The sequence below is a fragment of the Burkholderia sp. Ax-1724 genome (assembly GCF_011752995.1).
Lineage (GTDB): Bacteria > Pseudomonadota > Gammaproteobacteria > Burkholderiales > Burkholderiaceae > Paraburkholderia.
Genome location: NZ_VWWL01000012.1, coordinates 194,548 through 212,914 on the forward strand (window position 1 = coordinate 194,548; position 18,367 = coordinate 212,914).

17 protein-coding genes are annotated in these 18,367 nt (G+C 66.9%); 6 read left to right on the forward strand and 11 right to left on the reverse strand.

What is annotated here, in order from left to right; translation table 11 throughout:
- Position 1: 1 nt before the first annotated feature.
- From F3J19_RS16585 to F3J19_RS16595, 3 genes are read right to left on the reverse strand one after another with little or no spacing between them, the layout of a single operon-like run.
- Entirely contained in the window at positions 2–202 is a 201-nt protein-coding gene (locus F3J19_RS16585; RefSeq protein WP_167043208.1) for a DUF1656 domain-containing protein, read from the reverse strand.
- Positions 192–2,411, reverse strand: coding sequence for an FUSC family protein (locus F3J19_RS16590; RefSeq protein WP_167043210.1), 2,220 nt, complete (start codon positions 2,409–2,411; stop codon positions 192–194). The genes F3J19_RS16585 and F3J19_RS16590 overlap by 11 nt, the downstream gene beginning before the upstream one ends.
- Before the next feature lie 8 nt (positions 2,412–2,419).
- On the reverse strand, positions 2,420–4,114 hold the full coding sequence (locus F3J19_RS16595; RefSeq protein WP_167043212.1) for an efflux transporter outer membrane subunit: 1,695 nt from the start codon (positions 4,112–4,114) through the stop codon (positions 2,420–2,422).
- Between the two features lie 255 nt (positions 4,115–4,369).
- On the opposite strand from F3J19_RS16595, the gene F3J19_RS16600 reads away from it, so the two are divergent.
- Together F3J19_RS16600 and F3J19_RS16605 are read left to right on the forward strand one after the other, a co-directional pair.
- Positions 4,370–5,308 carry a LysR family transcriptional regulator gene (locus F3J19_RS16600; protein WP_167043214.1) on the forward strand — a complete coding sequence of 313 codons (939 nt, stop codon included), beginning with the start codon at positions 4,370–4,372 and terminating at the stop codon, positions 5,306–5,308.
- Positions 5,309–5,459: 151 nt separating this feature from the next.
- A complete protein-coding gene (locus F3J19_RS16605) occupies positions 5,460–5,702 on the forward strand; it encodes a hypothetical protein (RefSeq protein ID WP_167042892.1) in 243 nt (80 codons plus the stop codon).
- Between the two features lie 72 nt (positions 5,703–5,774).
- Here F3J19_RS16605 and F3J19_RS16610 read toward each other — a convergent pair whose 3' ends face one another.
- From F3J19_RS16610 to wrbA, 4 genes are all read right to left on the reverse strand, one after another.
- Positions 5,775–6,587: a metallophosphoesterase gene (locus F3J19_RS16610; RefSeq protein WP_167043216.1), complete on the reverse strand. Its 813-nt coding sequence runs from the start codon at positions 6,585–6,587 to the stop codon at positions 5,775–5,777.
- Between the two features lie 51 nt (positions 6,588–6,638).
- Positions 6,639–8,057 carry an FAD-binding oxidoreductase gene (locus F3J19_RS16615; protein WP_167043218.1) on the reverse strand — a complete coding sequence of 473 codons (1,419 nt, stop codon included), beginning with the start codon at positions 8,055–8,057 and terminating at the stop codon, positions 6,639–6,641.
- A gap of 60 nt (positions 8,058–8,117) precedes the next feature.
- Complete coding sequence (locus tag F3J19_RS16620) at positions 8,118–8,540, reverse strand: DUF2069 domain-containing protein (protein WP_345889879.1); 423 nt, start codon at positions 8,538–8,540, stop codon at positions 8,118–8,120.
- Between the two features lie 270 nt (positions 8,541–8,810).
- A complete protein-coding gene (wrbA, locus tag F3J19_RS16625; protein WP_167043222.1) occupies positions 8,811–9,413 on the reverse strand; it encodes an NAD(P)H:quinone oxidoreductase in 603 nt (200 codons plus the stop codon).
- 155 nt (positions 9,414–9,568) lie between these two features.
- Between wrbA and F3J19_RS16630 the strand changes: the two genes are divergently transcribed.
- Positions 9,569–10,882: a YihY family inner membrane protein gene (locus F3J19_RS16630; protein WP_205192931.1), complete on the forward strand. Its 1,314-nt coding sequence runs from the start codon at positions 9,569–9,571 to the stop codon at positions 10,880–10,882.
- Positions 10,883–10,968: 86 nt separating this feature from the next.
- On the opposite strand, the gene F3J19_RS16635 is transcribed toward F3J19_RS16630, so the two are convergent.
- The 3 genes from F3J19_RS16635 to F3J19_RS16645 form a co-directional block, all read right to left on the reverse strand.
- A complete protein-coding gene (locus F3J19_RS16635) occupies positions 10,969–11,289 on the reverse strand; it encodes an Mpo1-like protein (protein ID WP_167043226.1) in 321 nt (106 codons plus the stop codon).
- 254 nt (positions 11,290–11,543) lie between these two features.
- Positions 11,544–12,368 (reverse strand): alpha/beta hydrolase, encoded by an 825-nt coding sequence (locus tag F3J19_RS16640; RefSeq protein WP_167043228.1) that lies wholly within the window; start codon positions 12,366–12,368, stop codon positions 11,544–11,546.
- On the reverse strand, positions 12,365–13,756 hold the full coding sequence (locus F3J19_RS16645) for an O-acetylhomoserine aminocarboxypropyltransferase (RefSeq protein WP_167043230.1): 1,392 nt from the start codon (positions 13,754–13,756) through the stop codon (positions 12,365–12,367). The genes F3J19_RS16640 and F3J19_RS16645 overlap by 4 nt, the downstream gene beginning before the upstream one ends.
- A gap of 287 nt (positions 13,757–14,043) precedes the next feature.
- On the opposite strand from F3J19_RS16645, the gene F3J19_RS16650 reads away from it, so the two are divergent.
- From F3J19_RS16650 to aroC, 3 genes are all read left to right on the forward strand, one after another.
- On the forward strand, positions 14,044–14,508 hold the full coding sequence (locus F3J19_RS16650) for a CBS domain-containing protein (protein ID WP_167043232.1): 465 nt from the start codon (positions 14,044–14,046) through the stop codon (positions 14,506–14,508).
- Positions 14,509–14,662: 154 nt separating this feature from the next.
- Entirely contained in the window at positions 14,663–16,600 is a 1,938-nt protein-coding gene (locus F3J19_RS16655) for an MFS transporter (protein ID WP_167043234.1), read from the forward strand.
- A gap of 216 nt (positions 16,601–16,816) precedes the next feature.
- Entirely contained in the window at positions 16,817–17,917 is a 1,101-nt protein-coding gene (gene aroC, locus F3J19_RS16660; RefSeq protein WP_167043235.1) for a chorismate synthase, read from the forward strand.
- 262 nt (positions 17,918–18,179) lie between these two features.
- On the opposite strand, the gene F3J19_RS16665 is transcribed toward aroC, so the two are convergent.
- On the reverse strand, positions 18,180–18,367 hold a 188-nt coding region (locus tag F3J19_RS16665; protein ID WP_205192933.1), incomplete at its 5' end, for a 4Fe-4S dicluster domain-containing protein.

The following is an 18,367-nucleotide window of genomic DNA, read 5'->3' on the forward strand; positions in this document are numbered from 1 at the left end:
GTCAACGATAAACGGCGAGGCCGAGAAGGCCGCACACGGACACGAGCAAGCTGGCCCGGAACAGGGAGGGGTGCCACACCACGCGATAGAGGCCCGTATAGGCGAGCACGCGGTCGAGCACCCAGGTCAACGCGGAGCCCGCGATAAAAAGCAGCACGATGGCCGGCACGTAGGCATCGAGTACGGCGATATCACGTGGCATGAGGAGCTCCTTCTTCTGACGCGCCGCTTGCCCCATGCCGTGCGCCGATCGCCGAGGCGAGCGGCGACTGCGGATCGAGCAGCGCGGTACGGATGAAATGCAGTTGACTGAGAATGCGCAGCAATTGGTGGCGTTCTTCGCGCGTCGGCGTGAAGCGGCTCATCATCTGCTGCACTTCGGCGATCGCGTCGGCGGTTGCAGCGAGCGCGCGCTCGAAGCGGTCTTCGCGCGGCCGCTCGAAGAGCTCGTTCAAGGCCTCGAGCAGGCCGCGCAGCGCGACGCGCCACGGCGTCGAGCGGTCATGGCGCGGCTCGGCCGGCAGCGCCGCCACTTCGCCGCGCAGATCGATCACCGCGTTGCCGACTTCGAGCACCGAGAACAGCCAGCGCAGCGTGTCGCGCTTCGTTTCAGGCTCGTTCGGCGAGAGCGCGTTGATCTGGCACATCAGATCGCGCGCGCCGCTCTCGAAACGCGAACGCACGTGGCGCATGCCCGCACTGCCGGCGAGCACGACCTGGCGGCGCAGATCGACGAGCAGGCGGTTGCGCAGCCACGGCGTCGACGGCGGCAGCAGCACCGCGAACGCAACCGACGACACGAGCATCGACAGCACGAGCGCGAGCGCGTCGTTCATGAACGCGCTCGGGTCGTAGTGCATGACGTTGTCCGGGCCGGCGAGAAAGCAGAAGAAGATGCAGTAGCCCACGCCGTAGCCCGCGAGCGCCGGGCGCGTGGTCATGAACACGCCGAGCAGCAGGAACGGTGTGAGCGCGGCGCACAGCAGCGCGAAGCCGTCGATGTGCGGATACACGCCGAATACCACGATCATGCCCATCAGCGTCGCGAGCACCGTGCCGCCGGCCATCTGGAACGCGGAGCGCTTCGGGTCCGGCGTCGATGCCACGAGCGCGCTGGTGGTTGCCGCGTTCAGCGTCAGCGTCGCACCGCTCGGCCACGCGGTCGCGATCCAGAACGCGCCGACCACGACCATCACGATTGCGGCACGCAGACCGGCGACGCCCGCTGCGATCGCGTTGGTCTTCGGCTCGTAGCGCTCGATCCAGCGTTCGCGCTCGTGCGTGTCGACCACCAGCGAGGCGTAGGTGGCCGCGTAGGCGTGCAGATCGTCGATGAAGCGGTAGAGCAGTTCGGCGGCGGTGTCGAAGTCGAGCAGCGGCGCGTCGGGCTGCGTTTCCAGTTCGCCGCGCGTCGCGCGCACGCGCTTCGGCAGTTCGGCCTTGTAGGTCTCGAGCTGGGCCGCGGCGTGCGCGGCATCGGTCGCGGTGAGCACCGGCTCGCCCGACTTCGCGAGCAGCGGCGCGATCTCCCTGAAGTACGGCTCGAGCGCCGCGATCGCGATCGCGGCGCCCGGCGTGCCGCTCGCGTGCAGACGGTTCATCAGCTGATGCAGCGCGTGAAAGCGCGTCGAGGCGGTCATGAACTCGCTGTTCAGACGCGCGAGCCGGCCGCCGCGCATGCGCGAGTAGTGCCCCTCGAATACGGCGATGCTGCGCGCCGCCTCGAAGCCGACGATATCGGCGACGAAGCGCGCATTGGTCGCCTCGATCTGCGCGCGGTCGTTGCGCCCGGCGAGCGACGCCGACACGTAGTCGACGAAGGCCGAGAAACGCGCGCGCACGGTGCTGCGCATCTGCAGGCCGGCGAACTGCGGGAACACGAGGCCGCTGACCGCGCCCGCGCAGACGATGCCGACCACGACTTCGACGACCCGCGTGAGCGCGCTGAGGAACGCGCCGTCCGGGTGCTGCGAGGCGGGAATGCCGATCAGCGAGGCCGTGTAGCCGGCCAGCACGAAGCCGTACGAGCGGAAGTTGCGGTTGCGCGCGGCGCCCGCGGTGCAGATGCCGATCCAGATCGCCGTCGAGAGGATGAACAGTTCGGGCTGCTGCGCGAACAGGCCGATCAGCGCGAGCATCACGACGAGACCGACGAGCGTGCCGCAGATCCGGTAGAAGCTCTTCGCGAACACCGCGCCGCTTTGCGGCTGCATCACGATGAACACGGTGGTCATTGCGGTGCGCGGCTGCGGCAGGTCGAGTTTCATCGCGATGCCGAGCGCGAGAAAGCACGCGGCGAGCGCCTTGAACATGTAGATCCACGTGAGGCCGTCGGTGCGCGCCCAGTCGGCGGCCGCCGCGTACCACGTGGCGAGCGAGGCCGGGCGGGCGGTGGTGGGAGAGGTGGACATGGCCTTTCTCACTCGGGCGCGGGCGCGTGGGCCGCGCGCGTGGTGACGGCGGCGGGAGCATGGGTGGCGCTGCGGCTGGCTGCGTGGTTTGCCGCAGCCGTTGGTTGGGCTGCTGGTGTCGTTGCCTGTGCCGCCGCTTGCGTTACTGCTTGCGTCGCTGCCTTCGCATCCGTCCCGGCGTCGGTGCTCTTTGCGGCGTCGCTCTTGCCTTTACCCTTGCCGTGCGCCGGCAGCGTCTCGCTGTCCTGCGGACCATCGGCCGGCTCGTCGAGTCCTCCGCCGAGCGCGGTCATCAGCGACGCATGCGCGCCGAGGCGCTCGGCCTCGATCGTCGCGACGCCTTCCTGTGCGCGCAGCAACTGGCTTTGCGCGACCAGCACGTTCAGATAATCGGTCAGGCCGCGCCGGTAGCCCTCGCGCGACAGCTCGTAGTTCTTGCGGGCCGCGGCGACCGAGCGGTCGGCATCGTCGGCCTGGGTCGCGAGCGAACGCATGCGGATCACCTGGTCGGAGATGTCCTTCAGCGCGCCCACGATCGACTGGTTGTAGCGCTCGACCGCTTCGTCGTAGCCCGCCGAGGCCGCGCCGAGCTGCGAGCGCAGCCGGCCGCCGTCGAAGATCGGCAGCGACAGCGCCGGCCCCACGCTCCAGCTATGCGACGGATTCTTCAGGAACTGGAACAGCGGCCCCATGGCCGCGTAACCGCCGATCGACGCAAGCAGGTCGATGTCCGGATAGAAATCGGCCTTGGCGACGTCGATGCCGCGAGCCTGCGCGGCGACGGTCCAGCGCGCCGCGACGACGTCGGGCCGGTGGCCGATCAGGTCGGCGGGCAGCGCGGCCGGCAGACCGGCGGGCGCCGCGCCCAGCGCGAGCGTCGGGCGCGTGATCGCATCGCCCGCGCCCGGACCCTTGCCCGCGAGCGCGGCCAGCTGATTGCGGCCGAGCGCGATCTTTTCCTCGAGTTCGTCGATGCGGCGCTCGTACTCGGGCATCGGCGTCTCGGCCTGGCTCACTTCGAGCTGCGTGCCGATGCCGCCCTTGAGACGCCGGTTCGCGAGGTCGACGATTTGCTGCTGTTGCTGCAGCGTTGCCCTGGCGATGTCGAGCAGCGCGTAATTCATCGACATCTCGATATAGGTGCGCACGACGTTGGCCTGCAGTTCGAGCAGCGCGGCGCGCGCGTCGGCGGCACTCGCGTGGGCGAGGTCGAGCGCGCGCTCGGCGGCGTTCCTGTCCTTGCCCCAAAGGTCGAGGTGATAGGCGAGGGCGAGCGTGCCGGTGTTGTTCCACGACTGCTCGCCCGCGAGCGGCCCCGGACCGTAGAACACGTTGTCGGCCCACCGCTGACGCTGGATCGACAGGCTGCCGTTGACCTGCGGCGCGAGCGCCGCGCGCGCGACGCCGGCCATCGATGCCGCCTCGCGCACGCGCGCCTGCGCGACCGCGAGGCTCGGGTTGCCGGCCTGCGCGTCGGCGATCCACTGGTTCAACTGCGGATCTTGATAGGCGCGCCACCAGTCGGCGGCGGGCCACTGCGCGTCGGCATTCGCGGCGCGGATCGCGTTGCCCGCGTCGAGCGATGCCGGGGCGACCGCGTTCGCCTGCGGTGCGATGCCTCCGGTACTTGCGCATCCCGCGATTGTTATTAAGATCGTAAGAACCGCGGCTGCGGCGATCCCTCTGGGTACCGGAGACTGCACGATTTCCTCCAAAATTGACTATAGAACCTTGTGCGCAATTATATTTTTTGATTGATTGGGGAATAACCGGTAAAGGTGCAAGGCATCGTTGCGCTACATGAGACAATTGCCTTTGCGGATCGTGTAACAATCGCGGCCAATTAACCGGCATTGTTCGGCGCTGCCTTGCAGCGGGCCGGAACGGATGCCGGGGCGTCTATTCCGGGGCGGCGGCCGAAGCGCCGCTCACGCCGGATCGACAGAGGGGGGAGGAGTATGGACACGCTTCAAAACATGCGCGTATTCGTCCGCGTCGTCGAGGCGGGCAGCTTCACGGGCGCCGCGCAGCATTTGAATACGACGACGGCCTACGCGTCGCGCGCGGTCTCCGATCTGGAAACGCATCTGCGCACGCGGCTCCTGAACCGCACGACGCGCCGCATCGCGCTGACCGAGGCCGGCGAGCGCTATCTGCAACGCTGCGAGCAGATTCTCGCGTACGTGGATCAGGCCGAGGCCGAGGCCAGCGACGCGCACGCGCGCCCGTCCGGCAAGCTCAAGGTTCACGCGATGACGAGCTTCGGCCAGCACTACGTGGTGCCGGCCGTGGGGCGTTATCAGGAGCGCTACCCGGACGTGCATATCGAGTTGACGCTCGCGCAGCGCATGCCCGATCTGCTCGACGAGGGCTTCGACGTGTCGTTGACGCTCGCGACCGGCCTGCCCGATTCGGGCCTCGTGTCGCAGCGCCTCGGCAGCGCGTTCAGCATCGTGTGTGCGTCGCCCGCGTATCTGGAGCAGCATGGCGTGCCGCAAACGCCGGCGGACCTTGCGCGCCATACGTGCCTGCAAATGATCGCGCCGGTGTTTCCGCCCGACAAATGGACCTTCGACGGTCCGAACGGCGAGGAAACCGTGGCGCTCGGCACGACCCCGTTCCAGGTGAACGTGGCCGAGGCGATGGTCGTGGCCGTTCGCCAGGGCATGGGCATCGGCCTGATTCCGATCTATTCGGCGATCAGCGGTTTGCGCAGCGGCGACCTCGTGTGGTTGTTGCCCGAATACACGTCGCAGGAAATGAACCTGTATGCGCTGTATCCGTCGCGGCAGTATCTCGACGCGAAGATTCGCACGTGGGTCGAATTCCTGCGCGACGAATTGCCGGCGACGCTCGCCGCCGATCACGCGGAGTTGCGGAAGTTCGCGCGTTCGTGAGAGGGCGCCGCGCCCTGAGCGCTTCTCGCGCATGCGCGCGCCCTGCCTGATGTAGGGGAACGGCGGGGCGCCGCGTGGCGTGACAGCCTGTTACATACGCGCTGCGCCGCAACACTTCCTTACTTTTCGCGCGCGGGTGATTTGCTAACGTGTGGTTCACGCGCTGCCGCTCTTGCAGCAGGCGCTGGATTCGCCGCCGTTCGGCACCTCGCAACCACTGAAGGACGACAAATTCATGGATACGCACCTGATGATCGGCGTGGCCGTCATGTTTGGACTGATCGGCATCGCGGCATCGCGCGATCTGCTGCGCCGCATGCGCGAACAGCAGCCGCAACTCGTGCCGGTCGAGATCGAACCGCAGGATGCGCAGCGCCAGCGTCGCGAGCATTGAACGCTTGAACCAGGCCGCGCGGTTCGGCGCATCCGTGCGCCGGATTTCAACCCGCGCTGTCAAGCGCCGATTTCAACCACCGATTTCAATCACCTTATCCCACGCAAACTGCGGATTCTCCCACTGCCCGTTGCGCCGGTCGAAATAGCCGCGCGGATTGCACACGACGCGCGTGCCGCCCACCGTATAGTCGAACGACGTATGCGTGTGGCCGTGAATCCATAGCGCGACCGGCGCGCGCACGAGTTCCGGCAAATGATTGACGAAGCCCGCCGAGACGCGGTCCTCGGCATAGCGCCCAGCGAGACTCAGCCGATGCGGCGCATGATGCGTGACCACGATCGTCTTGCCGGCGAACGGCTTCGCCAGTTCGGTTTCGAGCCACGCGCGCGACCGACGGTGCAGCGCGAGCGAGTCGGCAGGCGTGAAGTCGCGCGCGGCGTCGTGCGTGTCGTGCGGCCAGTTCATCTGGATCAGCCCGCGATAGTCGAGCATCACGCGGCGCGCGGCCTCGATCGACTCTTCGATTGCCTCGGGTGTCGCGCCGTATAGCGCGAAGTCGGTCCACAGCGTCGTGCCGAGCACGCGCCAGCGGCCTTGCGGGTCGACGAGCGCGGCGTTGTTCAGCACGTGCACGTTGTCGACCTGCGCGGCCGCGTCGATGAGCGCGCTTTCGAGCGCGCCGAATTCACCGTCGTAGTACTCGTGGTTGCCGGGTACGTAGACGACCGGCACCGTGTCGTCGAAGGTTTGCGCGGCCCAGCGCGGACCGGCCGCATGGTTGTGGATGTCGCCGGCCAGCACGATGAGGTCCGCATGCGCATGCGGAACCAGTTCGGGTTCGTCGTTTTCCAGGTGCAGATCGGACAGCACGCGAATCTTCACGGACGCGACTCCTGCAAGCGCCTGCGCACCGGAGCGTGCAGGCTTCGAACCCTAGCGTAGCACCTTGCCCGGGTTCATCAGATTGAGCGGATCGAGCGCCTGTTTCACCGCGCGCATCATCCGCACCTCGACGTCCTGCTTGTAGTGCGCCGCCTCGTCGATTTTCAACTGGCCGAGCCCGTGCTCCGCACTGATGCTGCCGCGATGCGCGTGCACGCTGTCGTAGACGATCCGGTTGATCGGGCTCTGGTATTCCTGCAGAAACGCCTTCGCGTCGAGGCCCTCGGGCGCCTGCACGTTGTAGTGCAGATTGCCGTCGCCGAGATGGCCGAACGTGACCATGCGCGCGCCCGGCGCGGCCTCGGCGATAGCGGCGTCGGTCGCCTCGATGAAGTGGCCGATGCGCGAGATCGGCACCGCGATGTCGTGCTTGATGTTCAGCCCTTCCTCGGCCTGGGCGAGCGGAATGTGCTCGCGTAGATTCCAGAACGCGCGCGACTGCGCGAGGTTTTCCGCGACCACCGCATCTTCGACGAGACCCTGTTCGAGCGCCGTTTCCATCAGCCCCTCGAATAGCGTGCGCGCGTGTTCCTCGCTCTCGCTGTCCGACAGTTCGAGCAGCACGACCTGCGCGTGCGGTTCGGCGAACGGATAGCGCATCTGCTCGAAATGCCGGCCGACGAGACGCAGGCAGAAATCCGACATCAGTTCGAAACCGGTCAAAAGCGGCCCGGCGACGCTTTGCGTGAGCGCGAGAAAATCGAGCGCCGCATGAGGAGAGGCGAGCGCGGCGAGCGCGGTCACGCGCGCGGCCGGCTGCGGATGCAGCTTCAGCACCGCCGCGGTGATGATGCCGAGCGTGCCTTCCGCGCCGATGAACAGATCGCGCAGATCGTAGCCGGTGTTGTCCTTGCGCAGGCCGCGCAGACCGTCCCACAGCTCGCCTTGCGGCGTCACGACTTCGAGGCCGAGGCACAGCTCACGCGTGTTGCCGTAGCGCAGCACGCCGGTGCCGCCCGCGTTGGTCGACAGATTGCCGCCGATCGTACAACTGCCTTCGGCGGCAAGGCTCAGCGGAAACAGACGTCCGGCCGCTTCGGCGTGCTTGTGCACCTCGGCGAGGATCACGCCGGCTTCGACGGTGATCGTGTTGTTGTGCGGATCGATGTCGCGCACGCGGTTGAGCCGCCGCAGGCTGAGGACCGCCTGCGCGCCGCTCGCGTCGGGCGTTGCGCCGCCGGCGAGCCCGGTGTTGCCGCCTTGCGGCACGAGCGCGATGCGATGCTCGGCGGCGAGTTTCACGAGCGCCGCGACTTCCGCGGAGGTGGCCGGGCACAGTACCGCGCACGCGGCGCCCGTGTAGCGGCGGCGCCAGTCGGTGAGATAGGGCGCGGTGTCGTGCGGGTCGGTCAGGACGTGGGCCGCGCCGATGGCGTCGCGGCAGGCGGTGAGAAAGTCGGTCGGGGTCATGGGGGCAGCTCGGTCAGGTTGAGGTGCGGGGCGTGGGACAAGTCGTTCGGGGCGGTCTGCTCAGTCATGCCGGGTTTCGCTGCCAGCGGTGCCGTTGGCCGCCTCGGCGGCCGCCTGCTTCGCCCGCCGTTTCGCCGCGCGCTTGAACGGTCCGACATACGCGAGTGTGCTCGCAAAAAAAATCACCGCGAGCACGGCTTGCAGCCAGCCGAGACGCGCGCTGAGTCCGTGATCGCTCCAGCCGCGCACGACACCTTCGGCGAAATACAGCAGGATCAGCATCGACGCCCATTGCAGCGTATAAAGCCGGCGCCGCCACACGCCCGGCAACGCGGACAGCAACGGCAACGCCTTGAGCACGAGCAGCGAGCCGCCCGGACGCAGCGGCGCGAGCCACCCTTCCCAGGTGACGGCCAGCGCGATCATCGCGACGAGCGTGACAGCGGCGACGCGCGCGGCGGTGGTTTTCGGCTGCACGGGCACGGCGGTGGCGTGCAACGATGCGCCGGCCGCGAGGGGAGCGTGCGGCGCCTGCGCTGCGTGCGCCGCATTCGCGGCGTGGCCGGGCGGGTTCGCGGCCCGGGATTCGGCACGGTGCGCATGCGTGGCTCGACGGCTATCCTCGCGCTCGGCTGGCTGCAGATCGGGATCGTTCACGGCTTTTCGCTCACGCTTGGTTGCTCGCTTGATTGCCTGCTTGCTTGTTCGCTCGCTCGTTTATCTGGCTACCTGGCTACCCAGTCAGTCACTCGCTCACGGTCTTTCGGTCAGCGACGCCGCCGTGCGCGCGACGCGTGCGCCGAGCGCCATCGCGAGCGTTTTCTCGTCGGCGGAGATGCCTTGCCCGGCCGTGCCTGCGCGCGCGAAATGCGATGCGCCGTAGGGCGTGCCGCCGGTTTGCGTGGTCGAGAGCGCGCTCTCGGTGTACGGAATGCCGACGAGCAGCATGCCGTGATGCAGGAGCGGCAGCATCATCGAGAGCAGTGTGGATTCCTGGCCGCCGTGCAGGCTGCCGGTCGACGTGAACACGCAGGCCGGCTTGCCGGCGAGCGCTCCCGAGAGCCACTGCGGCGTGGTGCCGTCGAGAAAATATTTGAGCGCGGCCGCCATGTTGCCGAAGCGGGTCGGCGAGCCGAGCGCGAGGCCCGCGCATTCATCGAGGTCGCGCAGCTCGACGTAGGGCGGCCCTTCGGCGGGGATGTCCGGCTCGCTCGCCTCGCAGACCGTGGAAACCGCCGGCACGGTGCGCACGCGCGCCTGCATGCCGGGAACGCTGTCGACGCCGTGCGCAATCGCGAGCGCAAGTTCGCGTGTGGCGCCATGACGGCTGTAATAAAGCACGAGAATGTCTTTCATAGGCCTCATCGGTGAACGGGTATTATAGGGGCTCGGTCCGCTGCACAGGCCGCTCATGGCCATTCGGCCAGGTGCGTTCGGCCTCGCGCCGCGTGCGGTCCGCGCAGTCCCGCGGTAGTGGTTTATCTGGCGGTTCAGTCAGCAAGGAGGCAGGTTTGTTGTCCAGGGTGCGTTTCGATCTCGACACGCTCAGGCGGCTCGCGCAGTTTGCCGCGCAACGCATCGGCGAGGACCGGATTCCGCAGGTCGCGGGCAGCCTGACGTTCACGACCATGCTCGCGCTCGTGCCGCTCGCCACGGTGGCGTTCGCGCTGTTCACCGCGTTTCCCATCTTCAGTTCGTTCCAGGCGTCGCTGCAGTTTTTTCTCGCCGACCACCTGATGCCCGCGCAGCTGAACGACCAGATTTTCAAGTATCTGAACCAGTTCGCCTCGAAGGCCAAGGGGCTGACGACGATCGGCATGATCATCCTGTTCGTCACCGCGGTCATGACGATGATGACCGTCGAATCGGCGTTCAACGTGATCTGGCGCGTGCGCAAGGCGCGGCCCGTCGCGCAGCGCGTGCTGGTCTACTGGGCGATCATCACGCTCGGGCCGATCCTGATCGGCGTGAGCCTGTCCATTTCGTCGTATCTGTTCACGCAATCGATGTCGTTCTCGGCCGCGCAGCGCATCACGCCGCTGATCGAATGGGCGCTCGCGGGCGCCGCGCTGCCGCTCACCGCGCTCGCGTTCACGATTCTTTACGTTTATCTGCCGAACTGCCGTGTCGAATGGCGCGACGCGGTGATCGGCGGCGTCATTGCGGCGGTCGCCTTCGAACTCGGCAAGCGCGGTTTCGGCTATTACGTGCGCCGCATTCCGACCTATACCGCGGTATATGGCGCGTTCGCCGCCGTGCCGCTGTTCCTGCTGTGGATGTACCTGTGCTGGTTCATTACGCTCACGGGCGCGATGATCTCGTCGGCCTTGCCGGCGATCCGCATCGGCCAGTTTCACCGGCCCGTTTTCAACGGCAGCAATCTGTTCGATTCGCTCGAACTGCTCGCGCGGCTCTCGGAGGCGCGCGAGGCCGGCAAGCCGGGCTACACGATGCCCGAGCTCGCGCGCATGCTTCGCCGCGATATGGACACGACGCTGATGCTGCTGCAGCGGCTCGAGGAGATCGAGTGGATCGCGCGCCTGCAGGAAGACCGGGCCGGGCCGCACTACGTGCTGGTCGTGAACCCGGCACAGGCCACGGTGCAGCGGCTCTTCGATCTGTTCGTGATCGACCGCGCGGAACTCACGTATCAGCTCGAACTCGAGTCGACGCGCGTGGACAGCGAGATGCTGCTGGCGGCGCTCGATAACGACAGGCTGAAGCTCACGCTCGCCGCGCTGCTGGCGGCACGCGCGGCCACAAGGTCGGCCCGGGCAGCGGGAAGCGCGCGCGAGGCGGCTTCGCTGCCGCATCCGGCGGCGTGAGGTTGCGGTTCGCAGCGGTGGGTTTTTGCCGCAACGACGGCACGCAACGACGGCTCGAAGCCACAACACGCAATTGCAGCACGCAACTACAGCGAGATTTTCCCCACGCAGATGTCCTTGAACATCACCCAGTCTCCCATCAGGCTGTAGAGCGGATGGCGGAAGGTGGCCGGCTTGTTCTTCTCGAAGAAGAAATGGCCGATCCACGCAAAGCCGTAGCCGCAGATCACCGCCGCAGGCAGCCATAGCCAGTCGCCGGTGGCGAGCGCCATGGCGAGGCAGCCGATCACGCCAAGCGAGCCGACGAAGTGCAGCCGCCGCGAGACCGGGTTGCGATGCTCGCTGAGGTAGTACGGGTAAAACTCCGCGAAATTCGCGAAGTGATCGGTGTGCGCTGTATGAGCCATGGTGGCCTCCGGATAGAACGCAGCTTATGGATGCAGCCCGATTGCCGGCCCGCTGCCCGTGGTTGCCCGCCGTTGCCGCGAGTTGGTTTTACCGCGTGCCGGCCGTTATCGGACACGAGCTGAAGAAGACTGACTTCGAACATTTTCCGGCTGTCGCGCCTCGCGTGCAACCTGGCCATTCGGACGATGGCAGGGCGCGTTTGGCTCCGGTATCTTGACCATTCGCGACGACTTCCTCTGCGACACCGCGACACCTAGCGCGGCGCTCGCGAAGCGAAGCTGAACAGCGCATCGAGCGTTGCGTCGGGCTGCTCGGTCATCAAGGCGTGGCCCGCGTCGAGCGTGATCGTGTCGACCGGCGTGCCGGCCTGCGCAAGCGCGCCGGCGATTGCCTGCGCGGCGAGCGGCGGCGTCATCGCATCGCGCCGGCCGACGATCAGCCGCGTCGCGCAGCGCACCTGAGCCGCGCGGGCGAGGCCGTCGGCGTAGGTGTGGCAGGCGGTGAAGTCGGTATGGAACAGGTGCGGTTCGCCGCTCGCCGAAACGTGTTCCATGAGCCGCTGGTTCATGCCGTGCAGCCAGAAGCCCGGGCCCGGGCAGGACGGCTTGGCCGCCAGCGTCGAGTGCGACCACTGGTTGACCATGCCGATCGCCTCGGGCTCGCGGTTGAGTGCGGCGTCGAGCAATGCGTCGGAGACGGCCATCGGCATCGCGGTCGCGAGCAGCGCGAGATGCGTCGCGCGTTCGGGGTAGCGGCCCGCGAAGTCGAGCGCGATCAGCGAGCCCATGCTGTGGCCGGCCACGAACGCACGCGCCACGCCCACGGCGTCGAGCAGCGCGGCGAGCCAGTCGGCCATCGCCGGCACGCTCGTGAGCGCGGGGCCGGCACTGCGGCGGTGGCCCGGCAGGTCGACCGCGAGCACGCCGAAGCCGTGGTGCGCGAAGTAGCGGCTTTGCAGCGCCCACACGCTGTGGTCGTGCTCCGCGCCGTGAATGAACACCGCGGCGGGCAGGCTGGCGTCGAACGGTTTGCCGCCGGTATAGGCGTAGGCGGCTTGGCCCTGAACGGTGACGATCATGCGGACTCCGGGCGGGACGGGGGCGTGGCGCCAGATGGGGTGCGGCTCGCGGCGGCGTTCTGTTGCGCGGCGCCCGCGCGCGGCGTCGCGGCGGCCTGCGCCCCGGCTTTCTGGGCGGCCTTCAGCGCGCGCTTGAGATCGTCGATCAGGTCGTCGGGGTCTTCGAGACCGATCGACAGGCGGATCGTGCCTTCCGTGATGCCCGCCTCGGCGAGCGCGGCGGCGTCCATGCGGAAATGCGTCGTCGAGGCCGGATGGATCACGAGCGAGCGCGCGTCGCCGACGTTCGCGAGGTGCGAGAACAGCGACAGCGCTTCGATGAACGCGCGCCCGGCCGCGCGGTCGCCGCGCAGATTGAAGCTGAACACCGCGCCGGCGCCGCGCGGCAGCAGCCGCTGCGCGAGCGCGTGATCGGGATGCGTCGGCAACTCGGGGTAAGCGACCGTTTCGACCGCGGCGTGAGCGGCGAGGAACTCGACCACGCGCCGCGTATTGGCGACGTGCCGTTCCATGCGCAGCGGCAGTGTCTCGATGCCTTGCAGCAGTTGCCACGCGGCCTGCGGATGCAGGCACGCACCGAAGTCGCGCAGACCTTCGCGGCGGGCGCGCAGCAGGAACGGCGCGACGGTGCTTTCCTCGGCGAACACCATGCCGTGAAAGCCGTCGTAGGGCTCGGTCAATTCGGGAAAGCGGCCCGAGGCGTCGAAGTCGAACGTGCCGCCGTCGACCAGCACGCCGCCGATCGTCGTGCCGTGGCCGCCGAGAAACTTGGTCGCCGAGTGATAGACGAAGTCGGCGCCGTGCTCGAAGGGCCGTAGCAGATAGGGCGTCGTGAAGGTCGAGTCGACCAGCAGCGGCACGCGGTGTGCGTGCGCGATCTGCGCGAGCGCGGCGATGTCGAGCACGTCGAGGCCCGGATTGCCGAGCGTTTCGCCGAACAGCAGGCGCGTATTGGGACGTAGCGCCGCCCGCCACGCGTCGAGGTCGCCGGGCTTGACGAAGCTCGTCTCGATGCCGAAGCGCCGCAGCGTGTAGTGCAGCAGATTGTGCGAGCCGCCGTACAGCGCGCTCGAGGCGACGATATGCGAGCCGGCGCCCATCAGCGTGACGATCGCGAGGTGGAGCGCGGCCTGGCCGCTCGCGGTGCCGATCGCGCCCGCGCCGTTTTCGAGCGCGGCCACGCGTTCCTCGAATACGGCGACGGTCGGGTTCGAAATGCGCGAGTAGACATGGCCGGCGCGCTCCATGTTGAAGAGCGCCGCGGCGTGATCGGGATCGCGAAACGAAAACGAGGTAGTCTGGTAGATAGGCGTGGCGCGCGCGCCGGTGACGGGGTCGGGCGCGGCGCCGGCGTGCAGCGCAAGCGTATCGAAACGGTTGGCGGACATCGTGGGCGGCGGGGCCACGGGCGGCCTCGCAAAGGATGAGGGTGGCCGGCCATCGTATCACCGGCGCGCGCCGTATCAAGCGCGGCTTTCCCGCGGGGCTGTCCGCGAGTCCGCCGGCCTGTGCCCGGAGGGCGGAGCGCGACGCGTTCATGCCGGCGCACGGATCCGGCATGATGCAAGCGCCGCCGCGCCAGGCCGGGCGGCCCGCTTTCCTTTTATGGGCCTTTCCGCTAGGATCGAAAAATCATTTCATGCATTGCCAGACGAGTGGTATCAGGAGATAGATCATGCGAGTCAGCGACATTCTTAAGGTCAAGGGCAACACCCTTTTTACGGTCACGCCGGATACCGCGCTGCATGAGGCCGTCAATACAATGGCCGAGCACGATATCGGCTCGCTCGTGGTGATGGAGTACGGCGATCTCGTCGGCATGCTGACGTTTCGTGAAATCATCATGACGTTGAGCAAGAATGGCGGCAGCGTCGGTACCTCCACGATCCGCAAGGTGATGGACGATCATCCGCTCACCTGCACGCCGGAAACCGACGTCAACGAAGTGCGCCGCATGATGCTCGAACACCATGTGCGTTATCTGCCGGTCATGGAAAGCCGTACGCTGATGGGCGTGATTTCGTTCTACGACGTCGCGAAGGCGGTGGTCGAAGAGCAGGGTTTCGAGAACCGCATGCTCAAGGCTTATATCCGCGACTGGCCGGAAGAACAGCAGCAGGAGCAGCAGCCGACGCGCTGATGCGTGTCGATCCGGCGTCGCGCCCGGGCTCATGCCGCGGGCGCGAATCTGCTCACAGAGCGTGCGCGCAGGCGCGCGCTTTTTTTCTGCCCGATTTTCTGCCCGGTCGCCGGACGGGCAACGCGCGATTTTCCCGCGCCCTTTCCCCAACCTCATGAACGATCGTCCCTTGCCTGCCGCCCGTCGCGCCGCTCGCGCGCATGAAGCGCACGAATCCCAGTTCCGTCTGCTGCGCCAGCGCCGTTTCGCGCCGTTTTTCTGGACGCAGTTCCTCGGCGCGATGAACGACAACGTCTTCAAGATCGGCTTCACGTCGCTCGTCACGTATCAGGCGGCGCGTTTTTCCGGCGTCGATCCGAAAACCGCGGCGTTCCTGATCTCGGCGATCTTCATTCTGCCGTTCGTGCTGTTCTCGGCCACGTCCGGCCAGATCGCCGACAAGTACGACAAGGCGAAGCTCACGCGGCTCGTCAAGAGCTTCGAGATCGTGGTGATGCTGATCGGCGGCGCGGGCTTCTGGCTGCATGCCGCGCCGCTGCTGTATCTGTGCACGTTCCTGATGGGCGTGCATTCGACCGTGTTCGGGCCGGTCAAGTACTCGTATCTGCCGCAGCATCTGTCGGAGGCGGAACTGGTCGGCGGCAACGGCATGGTCGAGATGGGCACCTTCGTCGCGATCCTGATCGGCACGATCATCGGCGGCGCGGGCGCGGGGATGGTCGGGCACGGCGCGCTGGTGCTCGCCTGCGCGTGTATCGCGATCGCGCTGGTCGGCCGCGTCGTGTCGGGCTTCGTGCCGGCCACGCCGGCGCCGCAGGCCGATCTGCGCATCAACTGGAATCCGTTCAGCGAAACGTGGCGCAACCTGAAGCTCGCGCGCGAAAACCGCACCGTGTTCCTGAGCCTGCTCGGCATTTCGTGGCTGTGGTTCATCGGCGCGACGTTCCTCGCGTCGTTCTTCAATTTCGCGAAAGACGTGCTCTCGGCCGATCCCGACGTCGTGACCGTGCTGCTCGGCACCTTCTCGATCGGCATCGGCATCGGCTCGCTGCTGTGCGAACGGCTCTCGAAGCGGCGCATCGAAATCGGCCTCGTGCCGCTCGGCTCGATCGGCATGAGCGTGTTCGCCATCGACCTCTTTTTCGCAAGCCATGCGCTGCCGCCGGCCGGGCATCTGCTGAGCGTCGGCGAGTTTCTCGGCCGCTTCGCGCATTGGCGCGTGCTCGCCGACCTGTTCCTGCTCGCGCTGTTCGGCGGCCTGTACAGCGTGCCGCTTTATGCGCTGATCCAGAGCCGCAGCCAGCCGAGCCATCGCGCGCGCATTATCGCCGCGAACAATATCCTCAATTCGCTGTTCATGATCGTCTCGGCGCTGATGGCGATGGTGCTGACCTCGGCCGGCTTCAGCATTCCGGCGATCTTCCTCGTCACCGCGCTGCTGAATGTCGTGGTCGCGTGCTACATCTATTCGCTCGTGCCCGAGTTCCTGCTGCGCTTCATCGCGTGGCTGCTCGTGCACACGTTCTACCGGATCCGGCTCGTGCACGCCGAGCGGATTCCGCAAGAGGGCGCGGCCGTGCTCGTGTGCAATCACGTAAGTTTCGTCGATGCGATCGTGATCATGGCCGAGAGCCCGCGGCCGATCCGCTTCGTGATGGATCATCAGATATTCAAGTCGCCGTTCGTCGGCTGGCTGTTCCGCGATGCGAAGGCGATTCCGATCGCGCCCGCGCACGAGGACGCCGCGTTGCTCGCGCAAGCCTACGACCGTTGCGCGCAGGCGCTCGCCGAGGGCGAGCTCGTCTGCATCTTCCCGGAAGGCAAGCTCACGCGTACCGGCGAGATGAATCCGTTCCGTCACGGCGTGACCGAGATCGTCAAGCGCACACCGGCGCCAGTCATTCCGATGGCGCTGCGCGGGTTGTGGGGCAGCGTGTTTTCGCGCGCCGTCGATACGCACTGGCCGCGGCCCATCGGGAAGGGGATGATGAGCCGGCTGAGTCTCGCGGTGGGCGAGCCGATCGAGCCGGAGCAGGCGACGCCCGAACGGCTGCAGGAAATCGTGAGCGAGCTGCGCGGTGCGCGGAAATAGTGTGGGGCGCGATGGCGGCGGCCGCGGTGTCGATTGTCGCGGCCGACCCGATTTCTTTTTCCCTCCCGGTGGCGGACCGCCTATGACGTCGCAACCCACCCGGCTTTTCGGCGCGTTTTCGCGCCGATCGTTCCGTCAGGCCTGATCGGCGATGGCCGGTCAAGCCCGGCGGGCTGGCATAATAGCGGCTTCCCCGCATTTCTTTGGACGACGCTCATGTCCGGCAACACGCTCGGTACGCTTTTCACTGTCACGACCTTCGGCGAATCGCACGGCCCCGCTATCGGCTGCGTGATCGACGGCTGCCCCCCGGGCATGGCGCTCAACGAAGCCGATATCCAGTTCGAACTCGATCGCCGCAAGCCGGGCACGTCGCGCCACGTTACGCAGCGTCAGGAAGAAGACAAGGTCGAGATCCTGTCGGGCGTGTTCGAAGGCAAGACCACCGGCGCACCGATCGCGCTGCTGATCCGCAATACCGACCAGCGCAGCAAGGACTACGGCAACATCGCCGACACCTTCCGCCCAGGTCACGCCGACTACACCTACTGGCAGAAATACGGCATTCGCGACTATCGCGGCGGCGGCCGTTCGTCGGCGCGGCTGACGGCGCCGACAGTGGCGGCCGGCGCGGTCGCGAAGAAGTGGCTGCGCGAGAAATTCGGCACCGAAATTCGCGGCCATATGGCGGCGCTCGGCGATATCGACGTGCCGTTCGTCGACTGGGCGCAGGTGCACGAGAATCCGTTCTTCGTGCCGAACGCCGACATCGTGCCGCAACTCGAAGCGTATATGGACGCGCTACGCAAGGACGGCGATTCGATCGGCGCGCGCATCAACGTGGTGGCGTCCGGTGTGCCGGTCGGTCTCGGCGAGCCGCTGTTCGATCGCCTCGATGCCGACATCGCGCACGCGATGATGGGCATCAACGCGGTGAAGGGCGTCGAGATCGGCGCGGGTTTCGCGAGCGTGGCGCAACGCGGCTCCGTGCATGGCGACGAGCTGACGCCGGAAGGTTTCGTCGGCAATAACGCGGGTGGTGTGCTCGGCGGTATTTCGACGGGGCAGGACATCACGGTGTCGATCGCGATCAAGCCGACGTCGAGCATCCGTACGCCGCGTCGTTCGATCGACAAGGCGGGGCAGCCAGCCATCGTCGAAACGTTCGGGCGGCATGACCCGTGCGTCGGCATTCGCGCGACGCCGATCGCCGAGTCGATGCTCGCGCTCGTGCTGATTGATCATGCGCTGCGGCATCGGGGGCAATGCGGCGATGTTTCGGTGAGCACGCCGAAGATCGCGGCGAGCGCGCCTTAACGCGGGTCCCGCTGATGCGGCGCCGTAAGCGCGTCGCGCAGCGGACTACCGTATCGACGATTTCAGGATTGAATGGATTGGCGGGCCGACCGGGCGAGACCCGGTCGTGCACGAGCCATCGTCATAAGAGAAAACGGCGAAGGGGCAGCGAAACGCGGAAGAGAGCGTATAGGCGATAGCGCGAACGCACTATCGAAACTTGCCCCCGCAACACAGTCCTTCTGTTCCGAACAGTGCGCCGCGAAGGCAAGCCAAACATCAATCACATATTCGGGTAGTTCGGCCCGCCACCACCTTCCGGCGTGACCCATACGATGTTTTGTGTCGGGTCCTTGATGTCGCAGGTCTTGCAGTGCACGCAGTTCTGCGCATTGATCACAAGCCGCTCGTTGCCTTCATCGTTCTTGACGAATTCATACACGCCAGCGGGGCAGTAGCGCGACTCCGGAC